Source organism: Streptomyces sp. NPDC053673 (assembly GCF_055585225.1).
The window spans coordinates 45,051-62,580 of sequence record NZ_JBVJKN010000031.1 but is presented as its reverse complement, the minus strand read 5'-3'; the positions used below and the strand labels follow the sequence as shown (position 1 = coordinate 62,580).

The following is a 17,530-nucleotide window of genomic DNA, read 5'->3' as shown; positions in this document are numbered from 1 at the left end:
TGTGACCTATGCGGATCGACCGGGCAACCCGCATGCAGACGTCCTGCATGACGCAGCTGGCGCCGCGTCAGTTCGCTTCAAACCCGCGGGCGTCATGGTGGAGGGTTTCTCCGCCCTAGGGGCCGCTGAGCCAGGGGCAGCCGTTGAGTTCTCGAAGAGCCATTCCGCGCTCGTTGTCTTCGCTCAGACTCCTGCTTGTCGACGCCAGAGAACACAGATTCCATGCGCGCAACGCCTGAAGCGACCGGCACCTTGCCGACGGCCACGACACCTCGCCGACGATCGCCCCGCTGGGACCACCCCAGCGGGGCGATCTTGTCCTCGCTTATCGGCATCCTCACCCGAGTGGATTCCGCTGTCGGCTGGGCACGTCACAATGAGCTGAGCAGATCGGGCAGTGTGCCCTCGAAGGCTGGCAGGCGTTCCTCCAACGTGGCGCGCTGGTGCGCCGAAAGGCCGCTGAGCAGGTCGTCCCAGGCGGTTCTGACGGCCACACGGACGTACTCCGCGTACCTGTACGCGAACGGTTCGCTCCAACCCTTGGTCAGGATGCGGGCGGGGCGCCCGTGGCGCAGCACATCCTGGATGGTGACTTCGGGGTACCAGTCACCGTCCGGAACAGCGGCCCAGAAGGCAAAGGCCGCGGTGTCCTCCGTGAGAGGCATGGAGCGCAGCAGATCGAGCCCCTCGCTCCGCTGCCGGAACAGATGCAGGAATACGTACTCCTCGGCAGTTTCCTCGTGAGCCAGCAGGCGCACGAGGTCGAGAGGACAGTCAGCGTGTTTCACCAGGCCTGTGAGCGAGAAGCTCGGCAGACCCCGCTGGTTGAAGTTCGCGGGGTCGGCGGCCATACGACGGGCCTCCTCCCAGTCGAGGGGGTACCACGGATCCTCGGCCAGGGCCCGGCCATGGGCGAGCAGCCTGTCCGGGCGGTTCGAACGTGCCGTGCCGCCACTGCCGAGATGGCGGTAGAAGAGTGTTCGCCTGGCCTCTTCGAAGAAGCCCTCGGACTGCTGCGCGAGCAGGACGGCTCGTTGGAACACCGCGGCGGGGCTCTCCTCCCCGTTCAGTGCGAGCCGGTACCAGTCCCGCTGTTTGCGATCGAGTGGGGCTGTGGCCAGTGCCTTCTTGAGCAGGTCGGTGCGCTCGGCGCGAGCCAGCAGGAGTGCCGACACCAGTTGCTGATAGGGCGTCAGCAATGCCGACTTGGGCAGCAGGGACGCCCAGGGCGTTTGCGCTGTCGCCGGCGGCCGTGTGGCGCACAGCGCCAGCATTACGTGCTCCGGTTCCGGCGCGTCGAACCGGCGGGCCAGTTCCTGGGGGTCGATGATCTCGGCGAGTCGCTCGGCGAGCTCCCGTGTCCTGGGGAGACGGGGGACGGGTTCCGTGCGCCCGGGGGCGAAGGGATGTCCGACAAGGACGTCGAACTTCTGGCGGCTTGTGAGTCGTTCGGCCTGCACCAGCCAGAGATTCGTTTCGGGGTCGTCCAGTTCAAGCAGTGCCTGGATGATCCGTGCGTCCGGGCCTGGCGGATACCCTGCGTTTCGTGGATCGACGGGCTCTCGGTCCTTGGCGAGCTCCTGGCGTATCGCGAGGTCTCCGTGGCGCATCAAAGCGCGGGCGATTGCCGAGCAATACGTGGTCTGTTCGGCGAGCAGCCGACGTCCCTCGGGCCCCATCCACAGGACGATGCGATCCACAGCCGGTTCAGGGGCCCAGGACAGCAGCCGGTCGACCGGCCGATCGACCGATTTCCAGCCCGGGGCGGCTGGCAACTCCCCGTCTCGGTCGAGCCCTTGGGCCGCGTCGATCAGCTCCGCCAGACTTCCGGGAAAATCGGAGGCCATCAGTGCCACGGCGGCAAGCCAATGCCCGGGTTCGGTGCCCAGTCGTTTCGTGAACCGGTCGGGGGCGTGCATGATGCCCGTGATGTCGAAAGCGGTCCGCGCCGGTTTGGCGCCCCACCAGCGTTGGATCAGTTCAGGGGACGCAAGGTTGTGCATGGGTGATTCCTTACTGACCACGACATGGACTTGACTGACCACATCATGGACCCAGTGGGGCACGGCGCAATTTTCGGCCCCTTGCCTTACGTCTGCGGGCTCTGGGCCCAGTTGCCCATGTGTAGCCGTCCCGCTGTCGTCGGCACCCGCAACGCGAGCGAGGACGGCTAGCGACGGGCCGCGCGCATGGCCCGCGGCCTGGTGGAGAACGACGTGGTGGTGCTCAGAGGCCTGGCCAAGGGCATTGACACCGCGGCGCATACCGCCACGTGGACGCGGTGGGGCGCACAGTGGCCGTCATAGGAACGGGGATCGCCGCGAAGATCTACCCGGCGGAGAACAAGCCGTTCGCTGCCCGGATCCTGGAGAACGGGGGGCACTGGTGTCCAGTTCTGGCCCATGTCGAAACCCGCGACCTGGACCTTCCCGCGCCGTAACGTCGTCACCAGCGGCTCCACGATGGGCAGCATCGTCATTGAGGCCTCCGCGACTTCGGGCGCGAAGATGCAGGCCAGGGTCGCCTCCGGGCACGGCAAGCAGGTCTTCCTCATCCACTCGCTGGCTACCGGCGAGCCGTGGGCCGCGAAGATGATCGAGGAGGGGAATGCGGTCGAGGTGATGGAGCTGGAGGATGTTCTGTTCTGTCCCGGCTCGGCAGTGCCGCGCGTGTCCACCAGGCCGGTCAGCAGCGTCTTTCCCCCGTGCCCCAAGTGCCCGTACGTCCTGACCGGCACACCAGAGGTCTGTGCGCTGTGCGCCGCGAAGACGTTACGGCCACTGGCGGAGCATCACTGTGACCTGTGCAGTCAGACCCTGACGGCGGCCGGGGCTGCGTGTGGGAATCCGATCTGCAACTGGACGCCCGAGCACCGGCATTTCACCCGTGCGGACTCGATCGCGTTACTATAGCCGGGCTGAGCTTCATTCATCCGTGGAGCGCCCGATACCGGCTGGGGCGGGGGCAGGCCAATGCAGTTGCCTTAGCGACTGAGCCGCTGAGCCCCAGGAGCTAAGCTGTCTTGTCCTGGGCGGACTCTCGGTGCCAGCGCAGTTCCGTCACCGCCTCCGAGGCCTCCCGGCGCACCTCGGAGTGGGGGTGGTGGAGAAACCGCTCGACGATCGGCAGCGCCGCCTGGTCGTCAGTGCAGCCGAGGACGGCCAGGACGTAGGCGAGGATTAAGGGTTCGAAGCGATCCACCCCGGCGGCGAGCGGCTCCACCACTCGATAGGGAAGTTCGTAGTGCGTGGAGGCCGTGCAGACTGCGTGGAGCGCGGACTCCCGCACTGCGTAGCCCTCGTCGGAGAGCGCGACGGTTACGAGACGCTCGACGGCCCGCTTGGCGTCGCTCTGCGCCAGACGCCCCGTCTCCAGCACGTAGCTGACGGCATCGAGGCAGAGGTCCCGGCGGTCCGCATCGGAGCTGTTCAGCTCCTCCCAGGCTGATTCGATCAATGCCGTCAGGCCCTGGTATCCGTCCACGGCCAAAGCATATGAGACGGTCGCCGCCTGATCTGAGGGATAGAAGAAGAGGTCAGGGTGTTGCCAGGTCTTGCGTTCCCGTCAGTGCCGGCCGACCGGCCCTGCGACTGCTGCTTCAACCAAAAGGGGGTAGCTCGCATCTGATAGCCAGCCGGATCTGAGGGCATCAGGGCACGCCGCTCTCACATCGATCAAGCCGTCTTGCGGGTCAGCCATGGTCTTCCCACTCCGCTTGGCAGAACCGAGCCTCGCTGACCACGGTGTCCCCGGCTCTGGTGGCCCGTACGTACATGTTGAGACCGTCCGGCCCGAGATCGCCGCCACAGCCGATGACCAGGCCCATGTCGTCATTCTGTGCGCGCTGGATCAGGACCGTGTCGATAGTCGAAACCGTCATGCCAATCAGTCGGATGCCGTCGAAGTCGACCTGAGGGCCGGTGCGTCCGTGCACGGTGACGGCCCCCAGAGCGGGAGGTGATCCAAAGCCGCAGGAGTAGTGCGCGGTTACGCCGACGGTTTCGAAGCGGTCGTCGTGCAGGATCCACTCTCCGAAGCCTTCCCAAGACTGCCCAAAGGGGTACCGGCCGTGACGGGCTGTTGGTACCTCGTTCAGCGCGGCAGCCACCTGCTGCGGGTCCATGCCGAACCGGAGCGGACCGATGCTCTCCAGTGGCGCCCAGTCCCAATGTGGCCGGTCCTGCTCGGCCTTCACGAGCCACGCCCCCGGGTTCGTCTCACGGTCGCGGACATCACTCCACTGGATAACCGGCTCGGACCCGTACGGGTCCTTGGCCAACTCGGGGCCGACAAGTAGCGCACAGGTGATCATCGTGTCCTGCCGTTGCATGTACCCCTCGGGCGACAACCCCAGCTCTTGCGCGGCGCCCATGGAAACTCCTCATGCCGCGACCTCCGGATCACCGCTCCAGTTCAGGCGCACGCAAGCCCCCTCCCGGCGTGCGAGATCGTGAATATCCGAGCGCACCTCGGACGGCACTCGCGCGATCAGCTCAACGTCCCGCAGTTGCACCAGCGGTCCATCCATCGCATCGATCGCTACCGCGACCAGGCCGGAATCCTCCCCGTAGACCGCGGTCACACCCCAGTCGCTGTAACAACCCCAGCCCACCCCGCTGCCCAGGCCCTGCGAGACGTAGGCGACCGCCCTGCCCAGAGCCGACGCCACCTGGTCGGGGTTCATCCCGAAGTGCAACGGCCCCACCCCCACCAAAGGCTCTAGCACCCACTGCGGCCGATCTTCCCCGGGCTTCCTGTTCCACCAAGACATCCCAACCCCCACGATCGCTCCGCCCCCGGCATTACCAGCTGGTGATCTTGCGGGGAAGCCTAAACACAACCTCTGACAACGCGGTCGTCAAGACCAGCACCGCGCACTTGAGGGGATGAGGAGGGATCATGAGCAGGTCCCTGGAACGAGGTGAGCGACCGTGAGCAATTTCAGGGTTCTGTCCGCGCGCGAGGGTGCAAACTCCCGCGGCCGGCTTCCCGCCAGGGCACGGGGAGAACAACCTGGGTGCGATCGCCAGCGGTGTCGCGAGTACCGTCAGCGGCATGGTCCTCGAGCACATCTTCCAGCAGTCCGAGACCGATGACTGACCGCTCTGAAGGGGCACGACGACGGTTCTTCGGACGCCGCCGCAAACGTCAGGCACATGGCAGACCAGCTGACCACGGAGGTTCCCGCAGAATGACACCTGCCAGCACGTCTACGGCCCCCGGACAGGTGGCGACACAGGCGGACCCGGCTCCGAGGCGAAGATCAGCGCGGCGGCTCTGTGCACTCGTGGCAGCCGCCCAGCTCGCAGTGGTTCTCACCGCCTGCTCCGAACCGGAGGAGAATCGGTCCTTCGCCGTGCCGTCGGACCTCTGCGGCACACCGGTGCCGACCGCATCGCTGGACGCGGTACTGCCCAAGAGCGGCAAGACCATCAAAGCGGACGCGCGGACGCGCGAGGTGGGCCGCACCCACTGCGAGGTCGTCGTCGACAACACGCACGTACTCAGTGCCTTCTCGGAGTGGAAGCGAGATTCCTCCGTGACGGCGGTGGCCCGCAGCAACCCGTACATCAACCTTGACGAGCACAGGAGCGTGGACGGGAGGTACGCCTGGAGCAACCAGGGCGGGGTTCGTCTCATCCCGTGCCCCGTGGCGGCCAAGGACCATCCCTCCTTCAACCAACTCTTCGTCAGAGTCCTCATCTACGACAAGAAGTTGTCGGACGCCGACGCAGCCAAGAAGCTGCTACTCGCCTACGGCAAGTCCGTCGCCGACTCGGCCGACTGCAAAGGGCCCGCGTCATGAGACCGGGCCGCAAACTTCGCACCTGAGCAAACAGCAGAGACCCCAGGAGCCGGATGTGCGGCTGTACGGAGGCGCACGCAAGCGGGCGCGCATTCTCGCAGCACCGGGGAGAAGATGGGCCTGTACCTGGGCATCGTCCGGGCCAAGGCCCTCACCCGCAACCGACCGCGTCTCCTGCGGGAGTCGCTGGCTGGGAGCCGGTTCTGAGAGCATCTACCGGGAGCACGTGGCAGTCCTGGCGCCGGAGGCCTGACCGACGGAACTCAGTCCCCGGCTGTGAGTCGGGGTTACCGTGGCGCCGCCGCGAACGGGCCAGCTCGGCTTGTGCGACGGGGACCACGCCCACCGCGAACGCGCCGGTTCAGGCCAGGCAAGCGGCAGTTCGGAAGCTGAAAGGGATCGCGTCCACTCCTCGACGAGCACCCTGCGCAACCGCAAGGACGAGGACCGCCTGCCGCACAACATCCCGCTGCCCGAGCAGCCCAAGAAGCGCCGCCTGGAACCGCTGCGTGTGTTCTCGGACGCCGCTCACGGGGGAAAGCGGCGTCCGAGAACGGCAGGGTCAACGTACCGCGCAACTAGGTGGTTTATCGCACATATCTGCAACTGGGCGCGGCGCGTCGAGCGATCGCAGGCGGCACCTTGGTGCTCACCCTTCAGGTGCCCCTGGAGCTCCGGGATGCGCGGTCGTGTGGATGGCATCGCGACGGGCCTGGTCTGCGATCGCCTCCGCGGCGCTGAGGGCTCCGAGGGCGCAATGCATGTCAGCGGGGTTCCCTACCCCTTGGACGGCTGGGGCGGTCAGGTTCGCGATCTCCCGGTAGGGGTCATCGCCAGTGTGCTTCAGGACCGGCTGCAGACGGTCGTGCGCACTGGAGAGCAAACCCGACCAGTCGTCATGGCCTTCCGGCCAGACGCCGCACAGCGGCCCGATCCACCGGTCGAAGTGGTCGGTGAGCTGTTGGTGGGCGGTCAGGTCTCGGTGCACGGTGATCCTTCGATGTGCGGCGGGGGTGGCAGCGGTTGGCTGTGTGCGTGAGTAGTGACACCGCCTGTCGGTCAGCGACGACACCACCGGGGCTCATCGGGTAGCGGTATCGATGAGTTTTGACACCACTTGAGTGCTTGCGGTGGGAGCATCGAAGTGCTCTGCGTCGTGAGGGGGCATGGATGCCGCCGATGTCCAAGGTCGATCTGTACGCGGCGATCCGCCGTGATTCCCGGGCGGGTATGTCGAACCGAGCTCTGCAGCACAAGTACGGGGTGGGTTTCCGTACGGTGCGCAAGGCGCTGACCTCGGTCTGGCCGGAGCCGCGCAAGAAGCTCCCGCCGCGCAAGACACGGTTGGAACCCTACAAAGGGCTGGTCGATCAGATGCTGCGGGCGGACCTCACCGCTCCGCGGAAGCAGCAGCACACGGCCAAGCGGATCTTCGACCGGCTGGTCGCCGAGTACGGTGCGGTCGACCTCACGTACGGGATCGTCCGCGCCTACGTCGCCGAGCGTCGTGACGAGATCCGGATCGCCGCAGGCCGGGGCATCGCGAAGGCATTCGTGCCGCAGTCCCACCGGCCAGGCGCCGAAGCAGAGGTCGACTTCGGAGACGTGACCATTCGTCTGGCCGGCGAACAGGTCAAGTGCAGCCTGTTCTCCTTCCGCCTGTCGTACTCCGGCAAGGCGGTGCACCGGGTCTCCGCCTCCGGCGGCCAGGAGGCGTTCTTCGAGGGCCACGTCCACGCTCTCAGCGTGCTCGGAGGGGTGCCGACCGGCAAGGTCCGCTACGACAACCTCAACTCGGCTGTCGCCCAAGTGCTGGGCTTCAACCGGGCCCGAGTCGAGACCGAACGATGGACCGCGTTCCGCTCCCACTTCGGCATCGAGGTCTTCTACTGCCGTCCCGGCATCGAGGGGGCTCACGAGAAAGGCGGGGTGGAAGGGCAGATCGGCTACTTCCGCCGCAACCACTTCGTCCCCGTCCCTGAGGTCGGCTCCCTGGCCGAGCTGAACGCGATGGTTGACCGCTGGGACCAGGAGGACGACGCCCGGCGGATCCGCTCCCGCCCGCGGACGGTCGGCGAGTACTTCGCCGCGGAACAGCCGTTGCTGAAGCCGTTGCCGGCTGAGCTGTTCGAGACGGGTCGGCTGTTCGCGCTGCGGGTGGACCGCTACAGCCAGATCAGCGTCCGCACGAACCACTACTCCGTGCCGGTGCGGCTGATCGGAAGACGGGTGAGAGTGATACTGCACGCCTCCGAGCTGGTGGTCTATGACGACGGCGTCGAAGTCGCCCGGCACGAACGGCTGATGACCAAGGCCGGCTCCCGGCTGGTGCTGGACCACTACCTGGAGGCACTGGTCCGCAAACCGGGAGCCCTGCCCGGCTCGATCGCGCTGGAACAGGCCCGCTCCGCAGGGAAGTTCACCCCGGTCCACGACGCCTGGTGGGCCGCTGCGTGCAAGGCCCACGGTGACCGCGACGGCACCCGAGCGCTGATCGAGGTCCTGCTGCTGGGCCGGCACATGCCCCACGAGCACCTGGTCGCCGGACTCGCCGCGGCCCTGCGGGCGGGCGCGATGACCTCGGACGCGGTCGCGCTGGAGGCACGCAAAGCGGCGGAGGCCGACGACACCTTGGCCCCGGTGCGGTCCGGGCCTGCGGAGCCGGACCGGTTCCGGCAGCCGAAGGTCACGTCGCTGACCGAGCGGAGGCTGGCGCATCTGCCCCCGGACACCCGGCCGCTGCCGTCGGTGGCCGTCTACGACCAGTTACTGCGACGACGCCGGCCTGGCGGCCGGCCCGACCCCGAGGGAGAAGAGCCGTGACCGTCAAACGCCACCGTGGCCTGACCGAACAGGCCGCCGACGCGGCCATCGAAGCGTCCTGCAAGGCCCTGCGACTGCCCACCATCCGGAGCCAGTTCGCCGACATCGCCACCGAAGCGGCCAAGGGCCAGATGACCTACCGCGGGTTCCTCGCGGAACTGCTGCTGGCAGAGTGCGACGACCGGGCCCGCCGACGCTCCGAGCGTCGGATCAAGGCCGCCTCATTCCCCCGGGAAAAGTCCCTGCGGTTATCCGGGGTTCTTTTGTGCCCGTCTGGAACGTCACTCAGCGTGGGGTTCACTCGTTGTGGTGGTCGTTGGCGTTTCGCTATCCGGGGTCGCCCGGCAGCGTCGGTGACGTCGGCAGCATGGCACCGTGCCAGTATAGAGAGTTGAGTTGGGCGATGGGCGGACGTGGACCGTGGTCGGTCCCGACTACCTGCCGGTCGTGCCCGTCGAGGAGTTCTTGGAGTTCTTGCGCGTCGGCCGGGACGCGTCGCCTCACACCCTGCGTTCCTACGCCGCGTCGCTGAGCGCGTGGTGGGAGTACCTGGAGGCGGCCGGGCTGGCGTGGGACGAGGTGACGCTACCGTCGTTCCTGCCATTCCTGACGGTGCTGCGGACCGGTGATCCGGTCGGAGTGCACCGCTTGCCGGGTGCCGGTGCTGCCGGGGGTGGGGTGGCGGAGTCGACGGTGGGGCTGCGAGTGGCGGCGGTGCTGTCGTTCTACCGCTATCACGCGGATGTGCATGGGGTGGCGGTCGCCGGACGGCTCTACCGGGTCGGTGGGCGCCGGGCCCGCAGCCGCTATGTCAGGGCCCTGGCTCACCTGGACCGCGGGAGTGATCAGGCGAGCCCGGTGGTGCGCGTCCGAACCCGCGATCGCGGGCCGGCACCGGTGCTCACGCCGGCCAGGCCGAGGCGATCCTCGATGGGTGCGCGCGCTTCGATGCCGTCTCGGGGCAGTGGTCGGGATCCGTACGCGATCGGCTGTTGTTCGCGACTCTGAGCGAGACCGGGATGCGGCTGGGCGAGTGCCTGTCGCTCAAGCACTGCGACTGGCATGTCGGCCGGGGCAGGACCCCGTTCATCGAGGTCGTGCCGCGGCAAGACCATCCGGTTGGGGTGCGAGTGAAGAACAGCCGGTTCCGCCGCATCTACATCAGCGACGACCTGGAGCGTCTGCACAGCGAGTACGTGTGGGAACTGTGCGATGCGGACGCCCACCGGGCGGTGGACCTGGAGAGCTGGTGGGTGTTCGTCAACCTGCGTCGCGGTGAGTGGCTCGCGCCGCTGCGGCCGGAGACCGTCTACGACCTGGTCGACCGCCTCAAGCGCCGACTGGGGAAGGCGGTTCCATCCGCCTGGACGCCGCACTGGTGGCGCCATACCCACGCAACCGCACTGCTGCTGTCCGGGGCACACGAGCACGTGGTGATGCGGCGGATGGGCCACGCCGACGTGCAGACCACGCTGAACCTCTACGGCTGGGTCACCGAGGACGCCGAGCTGAAGACCCTGGCGAACTGGAACTCGTTCACCACCAACTGGCGGGGTATGGAGGGAAGTTCAGCATGACCGACCACCGCCTCCCGCCAGTTCCTGCCGGCGGTTCGACTGGCCCGGACCGGTTCGCGCAGAGCGCCGCGCTGATCGACGGCCTGGACCCGGTGTTCGCCGGGCCGCTGTTCGATGGGCGGGACCCGCGCCTGGCCGGGGTGTTCATGCGCGGATCGCGGCAGGTCCGGCTGGACATCACCGCCCTGCCGCTGGTCATGCGCCGCGAGGTCGGATGGTGGCTGGCCACCTGCGCGCGCACCGGCGAGCGGCAGGCCCACGCCAGCGAGTGGAACCGCTGGGCGGCCACCGCCGCCGACGTCATCGCACGCCACCCGCACGTCGCCTCCTTCGCCGACCGGCCCCTGGCCGAGTGGATGACCGCCTGGGCCCGCAGATTCCACGCCGACCGGGGCCGGATGCCCGCCCCCGGGCATCGTCTCCGGGCCGAGCACGCTCTGCGCGGCATGCTGGAGCGGCTGCTGCGGCAGTACGCCAGCGAGGTCGACTGGTGGCGGCACGACATCTGGTCGCTGCGGCTGGATGCGCGCATCCCGCGGCGTGAGCACGAGCCGCGCGCCAACACCGCCGTCCGCTGGGGCGACATCACCCCGGTCTGGCTGTGGCAGGGGACCAAGTTCTACCTCCGGCTGCAGATGGAGTCTGGACAACTGACCTGGTCGACGGTGATGCAGTACCGCGTGAACGCGGCGCGCTTCGCCGCGTTCGTGGCCGAGCGCAGAATCGACCACCCCGCCCTGGCGGACGACTCCGAGCGGAGCCTGCGCGCACTCGCCCTGGACTTCGGCACCTTCCTGCACCACTGGCAGCGCGAGACGCCGGGCCGAGCCGAGGTCGGCGGTAGCCTCCAGCCGAGGACGATCAACAAGAACCTGCAGACGATCGACCAGTTCTACAGGGTCATGACCGACTGCCGCACCGAGGCTGCCGAAGCCCTGGACGATGACCGGTGGTTGGCGCTCACCGACAGCCATGCCCGCATGTTCCGCCCCGCCGACCGGCCCCGCCAACGCGAGGTCCGCGAGGCCGACGAACGCAACTACATCAACGACACCGACCTCAGCAGCATGCTCACCCACATCGAGCTCCTCGGCCTGCCGAACGAGCAGACCCGCACCGTCGTCCGCGATGCCCGCCAGGTCGAGCTGGCCGGACTCGGGCATCCCGCAGTCATGCGGGCCTGGCTCATCCAAGCCATGACCGGACGCCGGGCCAGCGAAGTGCTGATGATGGACTTCGAACCGCTCTCCGACATCCCCGGCCTGGACGCCACAGCCGTCCCGGAGGGCGGGATGGTCGCGCGGCTCCGCTACCAGCAGACGAAGATCGACGCGGCGCCGAACACCATCCTCGTCGGCCGCGACGTAGTCGAGATCATCCGGGAACAGCAGGCATGGGTACGAGAGCACTGGCACCTGGACCCCGCCGGGACCATCCGCTACCTGTTCCCGAAGACCACCGGCAACCGGCGCGGCACCAAGTCCTGGGAGACCAGCAACTACAACCACGTCCTGAAGGACTTCAGCCACCACCTGGACCTGCGCGACTCACGTGGCGAGCTCCTCCTCTACTCACGAAGCCATCGGCTCCGCCACACCAAGGCGACCACCCTCATCAACGCCGGAGCCCCCATCCACGTCGTCCAGCGCTACCTTGGCCACCTCTCCCCTGAGATGACGATGCGTTACGCGGCGACCCTCGCCAGCACCGCCGAGCGCGAGTTCCTCGCCCTGGCCAAGATCGGGCGCGACGGACGTGAGATCGGCATGGACCGCCGCGACATGCTCGACCTCGTGCAGCTCGACCGCCGCACCGACCGCATCCTGCCCAACGGCTACTGCTTGCTGCCGCCCACCCGGTCCTGCGACAAGGGAAACGCCTGCCATGGCTGCGACCACTTCGCCACCGACCGCACCTTCCTGCCGGACATCCGCCGCCAGCTCGTCGAGACCGAGTCCCTGATCGCGGCCCGACAGGCCCGGCACACAGCCCGCTACGGCGAGCCGATGAGCAAGGCCAACGTGTGGCTCGAACAACGAAACGCCGAGATCCGCAGCATGCGCCTGGAGATCACCGCCTTGGAGGCCCAGCCCGCCGACAGCACGGCCGCGGTCCGTGGCGCCGGCGTCCTCGGCCGCGACGCTTACCAGAGCGACGCGAACCCCACCGGAAACAAAGGGATCTGAGGATCATGACTCATCGAACAACGTCAGGGAAGTCGGCTGCACCCACCGATCCGAGCGCCACCAGCGACCGGCGAGTCGATGCCCTGAGGAAGGCCGCCCGAGACAAACACGAGCAGGCCGTCCAGCGCGCGGAGACCGGGATCCGCCGACTCATCAAGGACAACGAGGAGATCAACTTCCGGGCCGTCGCCCGCGCCGCCGGCGTCAGCCTCGACTTCCTCTACGCCCACGCAAATCTACGACACCGGATCGAAACCCTCCGCAGCCAGCAGCAGAAAACACCCCACCCTCCGGCCGAGGCCACATCAAGCGACGACGGCACGGTGATCCACACACTCACCGAATCCTTGCGACGCCAGCGCACTACGCACCGCGAACAAGTCCAGGAACTCGAACAGAGGCTGGCCGCCGCGCATGGCGAGATCCTCCGCCTGCAACGACGGCTCAGCGAGCGAGGTCTGCCCGATTGATCGTCTTCGACGTGGTCAGGTCACACCGGTGGCTGCGGATCGTACTGAATACCGCGGCGCACCTGACGCGCGCGTTCCGGAGATGACAGCCGGGCGACGAGGTGAAGAGCCATGTCGATGCCGGCCGAGACCCCCGCGGAGGTGACCATGTCACCGTCATCGACGAACCGCTCGTCGGCCCGCACGTCGATTGTCGGGTCGAGTTCCTTGAGCCGTTCCAATGCGCCCCAATGGGTAGTGGCCGGACGCCCAACCAGCAGGCCGGCTGCGGCGAAGACCAGCGAGCCGGTGCACACGCTCGTCATGAGCGGAACCGACCGGCGCTGGCGGCGCACCCACTCCAGGTGCTGGCTGTCGTTGAGCTGAGGCCGGGTTCCCCGACCGCCGGGATACAGCAGGACGTCCAGCGCGGGCATATCGTCCATCGAGTAATGCGATCCGATCGTGAGCCCCTTCGAGCAGGTCACAGGCTTGCCGTCGGCGGAGAAGCAGAACACCGCCCACTCGTCATCAGGGAAGACCCGCGTCCAGTACGACAGGACCTCCCAGGGACCGACCGCGTCCAACTCCTCAACGTCCGGGAACAACAGGATCCCGATCTGCCGCACGCTTTGGTTGCTCATACCGCGATCCAAGCAGGCTCGATCTCGCACAGCCACGAGTTTTCGCCCAGCCCTCAAGCCGACTCCCGCCCAGCACGCCACCGACACGTCAGTAACGTTCCCACCAGGGCATACGCCGGTCTATCGAACTCCAACCCCAGATAACTGGAGCAATTCGATTTCGATGCCAACCCGAACATCGACCCCGCCGTGATCCACACCCTCGCGTCCTGCGAATGGGTGAAGAAAGGACTTCCGCTCTGCCTGATAGGAGACTCCGGAACAGGAAAGTCCCACCTGCTGATCGCGCTGGGCACCGAGGCAGCGATGGCGGGCTACCGGGTGAAGTACGTCCTGGCCACCAAGCTGGTCAACGAGCTGGTCGAGGCCGCCGACGAGAAGCAGTTGACCAAGACGATCGCCCGCTACGGACGTGTCGATCTCCTCGCGATCGATGAACTTGGATACATGGAACTCGACAAACGCGGCGCCGAGTTGTTGTTCCAGGTTTTGACCGAACGGGAGGAAAAGAACAGCGTGGCCATCGCGTCCAACGAAAGTTTTGGAGGCTGGACGAAAACCTTCACGGATCCCCGGCTCTGCGCGGCCATCGTCGACCGGCTCACCTTCGGCGGGAACATCATCGAGACCGGCACCGACTCCTTCCGCCTCGCCCAGACCCGAGCCCGCAATGAGCGGAGCGACACCGACTGACGACCCGTCTGCTGTGAGGATCACCGATCAGCAGGTCACGCTCCGATGAACCTCACCGTTTCGGTCATGTCCGCCCGCCCAGTACGCAGCCGTGGCACGCCTTCTTCCTCAAATCCCACCGAGACACCGCAGAACAGCACGAGTTCGTCATCGGCTCCGACTATCTGGCTGACGGTCTCGCGATACATCGTCCACATCACCTGCGGGCAGCTGTGCAACCCTTCCGCCCTCAGTAAAAGCATGACCGTCTGCAAGTACATCCCCGCGTCCCCCCACTGCCCCGGCCCCATCGTCCGGTCGAGGTAGCAGAACAGCACAACCGGTGCCCCGAACGCCTCCGAGTTCAAGGCGGCGATCTTCACGGGCCGGGCGGGGTCGTCACGCTCGATTCCCAGCGCTTCGTATCGCTGGGCGGCCGCGGCGGAAAAACGGTCCAGATACGGCGAGGTCAGTTCGGCCGGGTACATCGGATACTCCCGCTCATCACCCGGGTCTCCCACCAGTGCCCTGGCCGTCGCACGCCTCTTCAGTTCGGCCAAAGGCTCGCCGGTCACGACATACACATGCCACGGCTGCAGGTTCCCACTCGACGGGGCCCGTGTCGCTGCCGCCAGCACTCGTTCGAGGACATCTCTGGGCACCGGCTCATCGCTGAACGCTCGCACGGCCCTGCGACTGTCCACGGCTTCATACACATCCACGTCTTCTGGTCCTCTCACTCCATGGCGGGCAGCGAAGACACGAGGATGATCATCGCACCCGGCGAGCAGGCCGGGCGGAGCTTTGGTGCTGCCAAAACTGACCGACATGCCTCCGCCGACCGATCACGAAGTGCTGCCAAAACTCACCTGCATGCGCTGTCGGTTCTCAGCGACAAAGCCAAGCGGCTTACCAACGGCGCAGGTCCTTAGACCAGGGCACGTCCTACGGCTGTGTCCAAGAGGTGGCTCTGTCGAAGGGCCTGCTCACCGTGTCGCTGGACCCCGCGTCGCTGGACGATCTGGGACTGGAAGACGCCGAGTTTGAGGCAGAACTCGACATGCCGGCCGAAGACATCGAGCGGATGCGGGAGGTGCTCGCCCAAGTGCTGGCGTTCGGACGGGAAGGAGCCCGTCCCCAGCGCGTAGATCTCTAGGCCCCGGTCTGCGTGGGCGGTGAGCCACAGGCTGGCCGCGCTTCAGCCTGCTGGCGGCACTTCGGACACCCCTGCGGGGCCGCCGAGCCGAAGAGGTGCAGATAGCGGGTGACCTGGTGCTCAGGAATGCCGCAGAGCGTTCCGCTGTCGGCCATCGCGTGCTCAACGCCGGGAACCTCTCTGCGCTCGCCCGCGCCGAAGCGGGCCGCCTCCCGCGCGGTCGCGAAGGGCCAGCCGTCGTCTGGGCCATGGATCATGCAGGCGAGCATGCCACAGCCGTCCGTCCGAGCCAGTCCAGTCCTGTGACGCAGACGTTCCCGAAATGAGTGGTCAGATCGCTGGCAAAGCCTTCGTCTCTCGGGATCCCCATGGGCATACCGGAGCCGGGTTGAGGGTCCTGATCGTCTCGGATTCGTCCCCCCTCGACCGATGCGCCTAGAGGTCGACGGACAGTCTTCTCGGCGTACTCGGCTATGTGATCACTGCATACGACCAAACTGGCTCTGCCGCCGATCTTGTGACGACGAGGATGCCGAGCGCCTACTGATTCACTTCGGCGTGAGCGCTAGCACCCGCTTCGTGGAGCTCGGCCACCATTGCGGTGGCGACTTCTTCCGGCACGTTCTTGAGGATGATGGCGGGCAGCCGGCTGATGAGGGACTCGCAGTGCCACAAACTCAGCTTGGTCCGCCCGTGAAGTAGCTTCACGACCTCGACGTCCCGGGGGCCAGGCTCTGTCAGAACTACGGTGTGCGGCACGTCGTCGCAGACCAGCAAGAACGATTCGCTCACCGTCGCCGGTCCCTCCAACAGCTTTCAGATTGCCTGCAGCATATGGCGAGGCTCGGCGGCACGTCCCGATGGGCCGCCCTGGCTGGAGGGCGGCCGGAGTACGAACAGGTCGCGGGCCCCCAGAGAACGTGATCCGACGCATGGGATTCGCTGCCCGATCACCCGTTCGGATGCACTTGGTATCAGTCGTCGCGGCATCCCGTGATTACGATTGATCGCTTTATACTCGGATGAGGGAGGTTCGTTCGTTATGCCCGCCACCCCGGATACCCTCGAAGGCACGACGATCACAAACTCGGCCAACCCGATTCCCCAGGGCGCCGCCGAAGCCATGGACCAGGCAGGAGAGGCTTGGCGCGCAAGCAGAAGGCACGCATTCGAGATCGCCAGGACGCTGCGGCCCACCGAGGTCGAGCGGAGCGAGAACGCCGCGCTGCTGGCCACGTCGGCCAATGCCGATCTCAACTCGGTGGTCGCCCGCCGCAAGGACCGAAGCGCGGAGCGCCGTAAGCAGCTGGACGAACTCGCCCTCACCGAGCCGGCCACCGTGAACGCCCTGGTTCCGCCGACGAACCTCCACCCCATCCCGGTGGCCGGGAGACACAACTTCTGGTTCGCCCAGACGAGAAGCTACGCCGAGGACGTGTACACGTCCTCGGATGAGGTGGATGGAGTCCACTTCAAGGGCAAGAAGACCTACGACGACGGCGACCTGGCCAACTTCGCCTTCGGGGCAGTGTTCCGTTACAACATCAGCCCGGATCGGATCCCTTTCCCCGACCCCTATTACCGACGGTGGCAGTCCGAACCGCACGTCGACATCCGCGGCAAAATCAGCGGCGGCACCTCCGCAGGCCTCTTCCCCGACGGGGACTTTTGGAGCAAGTGCTGGATGGTGAAGCGGCAGAGTCTCTTTCAGCCCACCCTTGCCCCGCCCGGGGGAACGCCCTGGGTCAAGATCGATGAGAGCGTCGAGCACAAAGAGTTGGTCTTCCTCGAGGAGTGGGGCAAGTTCAAGGAGTTCCCCTTCCATGGATTCGAGCAGATGCCGATTTGCTCGCCCGGCCAGGGCGTCCTGAACCCCGCGGTCGAGGTCTGGGCCGAACTCGAGGTCCGGTTCGAGATCCAACTCGAAGGCATGGCAACGCTCTGGATCATGGGGGATTCCCTGATCGTCCAAGGCGACCAATGGCCTCTCTGGGCCGTTTCTGACCTCGGCGGCTCAAAGAGCGTGACGTAGGGGCATCGAGGGCGAGGCCGGTTCCGGTGATGAAGCCATAGAGAGTATCGGGTCTCGGTAATGGAGGCGTTTGAGGCGGTTACGGTGATCGCGCCGTCGCCGAGGTTCATGAGGTGGGCGAGGGTGCGCACGTTGTGCTGCCGGTTCGAGGACCTCTCCTCGTTGTACTGGTAGGCGACCACCAA

The 17,530-nt window shown here is 66.7% G+C and carries 16 protein-coding genes and 3 pseudogenes; 11 read left to right on the top strand and 8 right to left on the bottom strand.

The features are described 5' to 3' along the window. Positions 1-371 precede the first annotated feature (371 nt). Complete coding sequence (locus ACZ6ZQ_RS31240; RefSeq protein WP_469771896.1) at positions 372-2,264, bottom strand: hypothetical protein; 1,893 nt, start codon at positions 2,262-2,264, stop codon at positions 372-374. Here ACZ6ZQ_RS31240 and ACZ6ZQ_RS31235 point away from each other — a divergent pair. Then, positions 2,190-2,912: pseudogene (locus tag ACZ6ZQ_RS31235) on the top strand (DNA-processing protein DprA). The gene ACZ6ZQ_RS31240 and the pseudogene ACZ6ZQ_RS31235 overlap by 75 nt on opposite strands. Positions 2,913-3,012: 100 nt before the next feature. Here ACZ6ZQ_RS31235 and ACZ6ZQ_RS31230 read toward each other — a convergent pair. The 3 genes from ACZ6ZQ_RS31230 to ACZ6ZQ_RS31220 form a co-directional block, all read right to left on the bottom strand. Then, positions 3,013-3,483, bottom strand: coding sequence for a HEAT repeat domain-containing protein (locus tag ACZ6ZQ_RS31230; RefSeq protein WP_469771874.1), 471 nt, complete (start codon positions 3,481-3,483; stop codon positions 3,013-3,015). Between the two features lie 208 nt (positions 3,484-3,691). Then, the gene (locus tag ACZ6ZQ_RS31225; protein WP_469771873.1) at positions 3,692-4,372 is read right to left on the bottom strand and encodes a hypothetical protein; all 681 of its coding nucleotides are present in this window, start codon (positions 4,370-4,372) and stop codon (positions 3,692-3,694) included. A 9-nt stretch (positions 4,373-4,381) separates the two neighbouring features. Then, positions 4,382-4,684 (bottom strand): hypothetical protein, encoded by a 303-nt coding sequence (locus tag ACZ6ZQ_RS31220; protein ID WP_469771872.1) that lies wholly within the window; start codon positions 4,682-4,684, stop codon positions 4,382-4,384. Between the two features lie 603 nt (positions 4,685-5,287). Here ACZ6ZQ_RS31220 and ACZ6ZQ_RS31215 point away from each other — a divergent pair. From ACZ6ZQ_RS31215 to ACZ6ZQ_RS31185, 7 genes and pseudogenes are all read left to right on the top strand, one after another. Further along, complete coding sequence (locus ACZ6ZQ_RS31215; RefSeq protein WP_469771871.1) at positions 5,288-5,806, top strand: hypothetical protein; 519 nt, start codon at positions 5,288-5,290, stop codon at positions 5,804-5,806. A gap of 1,179 nt (positions 5,807-6,985) precedes the next feature. Then, a complete protein-coding gene (gene istA / locus ACZ6ZQ_RS31210) occupies positions 6,986-8,629 on the top strand; it encodes an IS21 family transposase (RefSeq protein ID WP_469771870.1) in 1,644 nt (547 codons plus the stop codon). After that, positions 8,626-8,877: pseudogene (locus ACZ6ZQ_RS31205) on the top strand (ATP-binding protein); the annotation flags it as partial. The gene istA and the pseudogene ACZ6ZQ_RS31205, both read left to right, overlap by 4 nt. A gap of 172 nt (positions 8,878-9,049) precedes the next feature. Next, on the top strand, positions 9,050-9,637 hold the full coding sequence (locus ACZ6ZQ_RS31200; protein WP_469771869.1) for a site-specific integrase: 588 nt from the start codon (positions 9,050-9,052) through the stop codon (positions 9,635-9,637). Next, the gene (locus ACZ6ZQ_RS31195; protein WP_469771895.1) at positions 9,553-10,206 is read left to right on the top strand and encodes a tyrosine-type recombinase/integrase; all 654 of its coding nucleotides are present in this window, start codon (positions 9,553-9,555) and stop codon (positions 10,204-10,206) included. Before ACZ6ZQ_RS31200 ends, ACZ6ZQ_RS31195 begins: the two co-directional genes overlap by 85 nt. Continuing rightward, positions 10,203-12,392 carry a tyrosine-type recombinase/integrase gene (locus tag ACZ6ZQ_RS31190; RefSeq protein ID WP_469771868.1) on the top strand — a complete coding sequence of 730 codons (2,190 nt, stop codon included), beginning with the start codon at positions 10,203-10,205 and terminating at the stop codon, positions 12,390-12,392. The genes ACZ6ZQ_RS31195 and ACZ6ZQ_RS31190 overlap by 4 nt, the downstream gene beginning before the upstream one ends. 5 nt (positions 12,393-12,397) lie before the next feature. Beyond that, positions 12,398-12,862 carry a DUF6262 family protein gene (locus tag ACZ6ZQ_RS31185; RefSeq protein WP_469771867.1) on the top strand — a complete coding sequence of 155 codons (465 nt, stop codon included), beginning with the start codon at positions 12,398-12,400 and terminating at the stop codon, positions 12,860-12,862. A 20-nt stretch (positions 12,863-12,882) separates the two neighbouring features. On the opposite strand, the gene ACZ6ZQ_RS31180 is transcribed toward ACZ6ZQ_RS31185, so the two are convergent. Then, on the bottom strand, positions 12,883-13,485 hold the full coding sequence (locus ACZ6ZQ_RS31180) for a DJ-1/PfpI family protein (RefSeq protein WP_469771866.1): 603 nt from the start codon (positions 13,483-13,485) through the stop codon (positions 12,883-12,885). Positions 13,486-13,629: 144 nt separating this feature from the next. Between ACZ6ZQ_RS31180 and ACZ6ZQ_RS31175 the strand changes: the two are divergent. Then, positions 13,630-14,178 (top strand): annotated as a pseudogene (locus tag ACZ6ZQ_RS31175) (ATP-binding protein); the annotation flags it as partial. 35 nt (positions 14,179-14,213) lie between these two features. Here ACZ6ZQ_RS31175 and ACZ6ZQ_RS31170 read toward each other — a convergent pair. Further along, on the bottom strand, positions 14,214-14,879 hold the full coding sequence (locus ACZ6ZQ_RS31170; RefSeq protein WP_469771865.1) for a nitroreductase: 666 nt from the start codon (positions 14,877-14,879) through the stop codon (positions 14,214-14,216). Between the two features lie 242 nt (positions 14,880-15,121). Between ACZ6ZQ_RS31170 and ACZ6ZQ_RS31165 the strand changes: the two genes are divergently transcribed. After that, positions 15,122-15,313: a hypothetical protein gene (locus ACZ6ZQ_RS31165; RefSeq protein WP_469771864.1), complete on the top strand. Its 192-nt coding sequence runs from the start codon at positions 15,122-15,124 to the stop codon at positions 15,311-15,313. On the opposite strand, the gene ACZ6ZQ_RS31160 is transcribed toward ACZ6ZQ_RS31165, so the two are convergent. Beyond that, positions 15,310-15,570 (bottom strand): hypothetical protein, encoded by a 261-nt coding sequence (locus tag ACZ6ZQ_RS31160; RefSeq protein WP_469771863.1) that lies wholly within the window; start codon positions 15,568-15,570, stop codon positions 15,310-15,312. The two genes, ACZ6ZQ_RS31165 and ACZ6ZQ_RS31160, sit on opposite strands and share 4 nt — an antisense overlap. A 283-nt stretch (positions 15,571-15,853) precedes the next feature. Then, positions 15,854-16,105, bottom strand: coding sequence for a ribosomal protein L7/L12 (locus ACZ6ZQ_RS31155; protein WP_469771862.1), 252 nt, complete (start codon positions 16,103-16,105; stop codon positions 15,854-15,856). 250 nt (positions 16,106-16,355) lie between these two features. On the opposite strand from ACZ6ZQ_RS31155, the gene ACZ6ZQ_RS31150 reads away from it, so the two are divergent. Continuing rightward, complete coding sequence (locus ACZ6ZQ_RS31150; protein WP_469771861.1) at positions 16,356-17,345, top strand: hypothetical protein; 990 nt, start codon at positions 16,356-16,358, stop codon at positions 17,343-17,345. The last annotated feature ends 185 nt before the right edge of the window (positions 17,346-17,530 follow it).

Excerpts from the sequence above, each read along its gene's own strand:
- ACZ6ZQ_RS31160 (WP_469771863.1), bottom strand. The coding sequence starts at position 15,570 with ATGATCCATGGCCCAGACGACGGCTGGCCCTTCGCGACCGCGCGGGAG.
- ACZ6ZQ_RS31240 (WP_469771896.1), bottom strand. The coding sequence starts at position 2,264 with ATGCGCCGCGGTGTCAATGCCCTTGGCCAGGCCTCTGAGCACCACCAC.
- istA (WP_469771870.1), top strand. The coding sequence starts at position 6,986 with ATGTCCAAGGTCGATCTGTACGCGGCGATCCGCCGTGATTCCCGGGCG.
- ACZ6ZQ_RS31150 (WP_469771861.1), top strand. The coding sequence starts at position 16,356 with ATGCCCGCCACCCCGGATACCCTCGAAGGCACGACGATCACAAACTCG.
- ACZ6ZQ_RS31190 (WP_469771868.1), top strand. The coding sequence starts at position 10,203 with ATGACCGACCACCGCCTCCCGCCAGTTCCTGCCGGCGGTTCGACTGGC.
- ACZ6ZQ_RS31185 (WP_469771867.1), top strand. The coding sequence starts at position 12,398 with ATGACTCATCGAACAACGTCAGGGAAGTCGGCTGCACCCACCGATCCG.
- ACZ6ZQ_RS31180 (WP_469771866.1), bottom strand. The coding sequence starts at position 13,485 with ATGAGCAACCAAAGCGTGCGGCAGATCGGGATCCTGTTGTTCCCGGAC.
- ACZ6ZQ_RS31225 (WP_469771873.1), bottom strand. The coding sequence starts at position 4,372 with ATGGGCGCCGCGCAAGAGCTGGGGTTGTCGCCCGAGGGGTACATGCAA.
- ACZ6ZQ_RS31220 (WP_469771872.1), bottom strand. The coding sequence starts at position 4,684 with ATGAACCCCGACCAGGTGGCGTCGGCTCTGGGCAGGGCGGTCGCCTAC.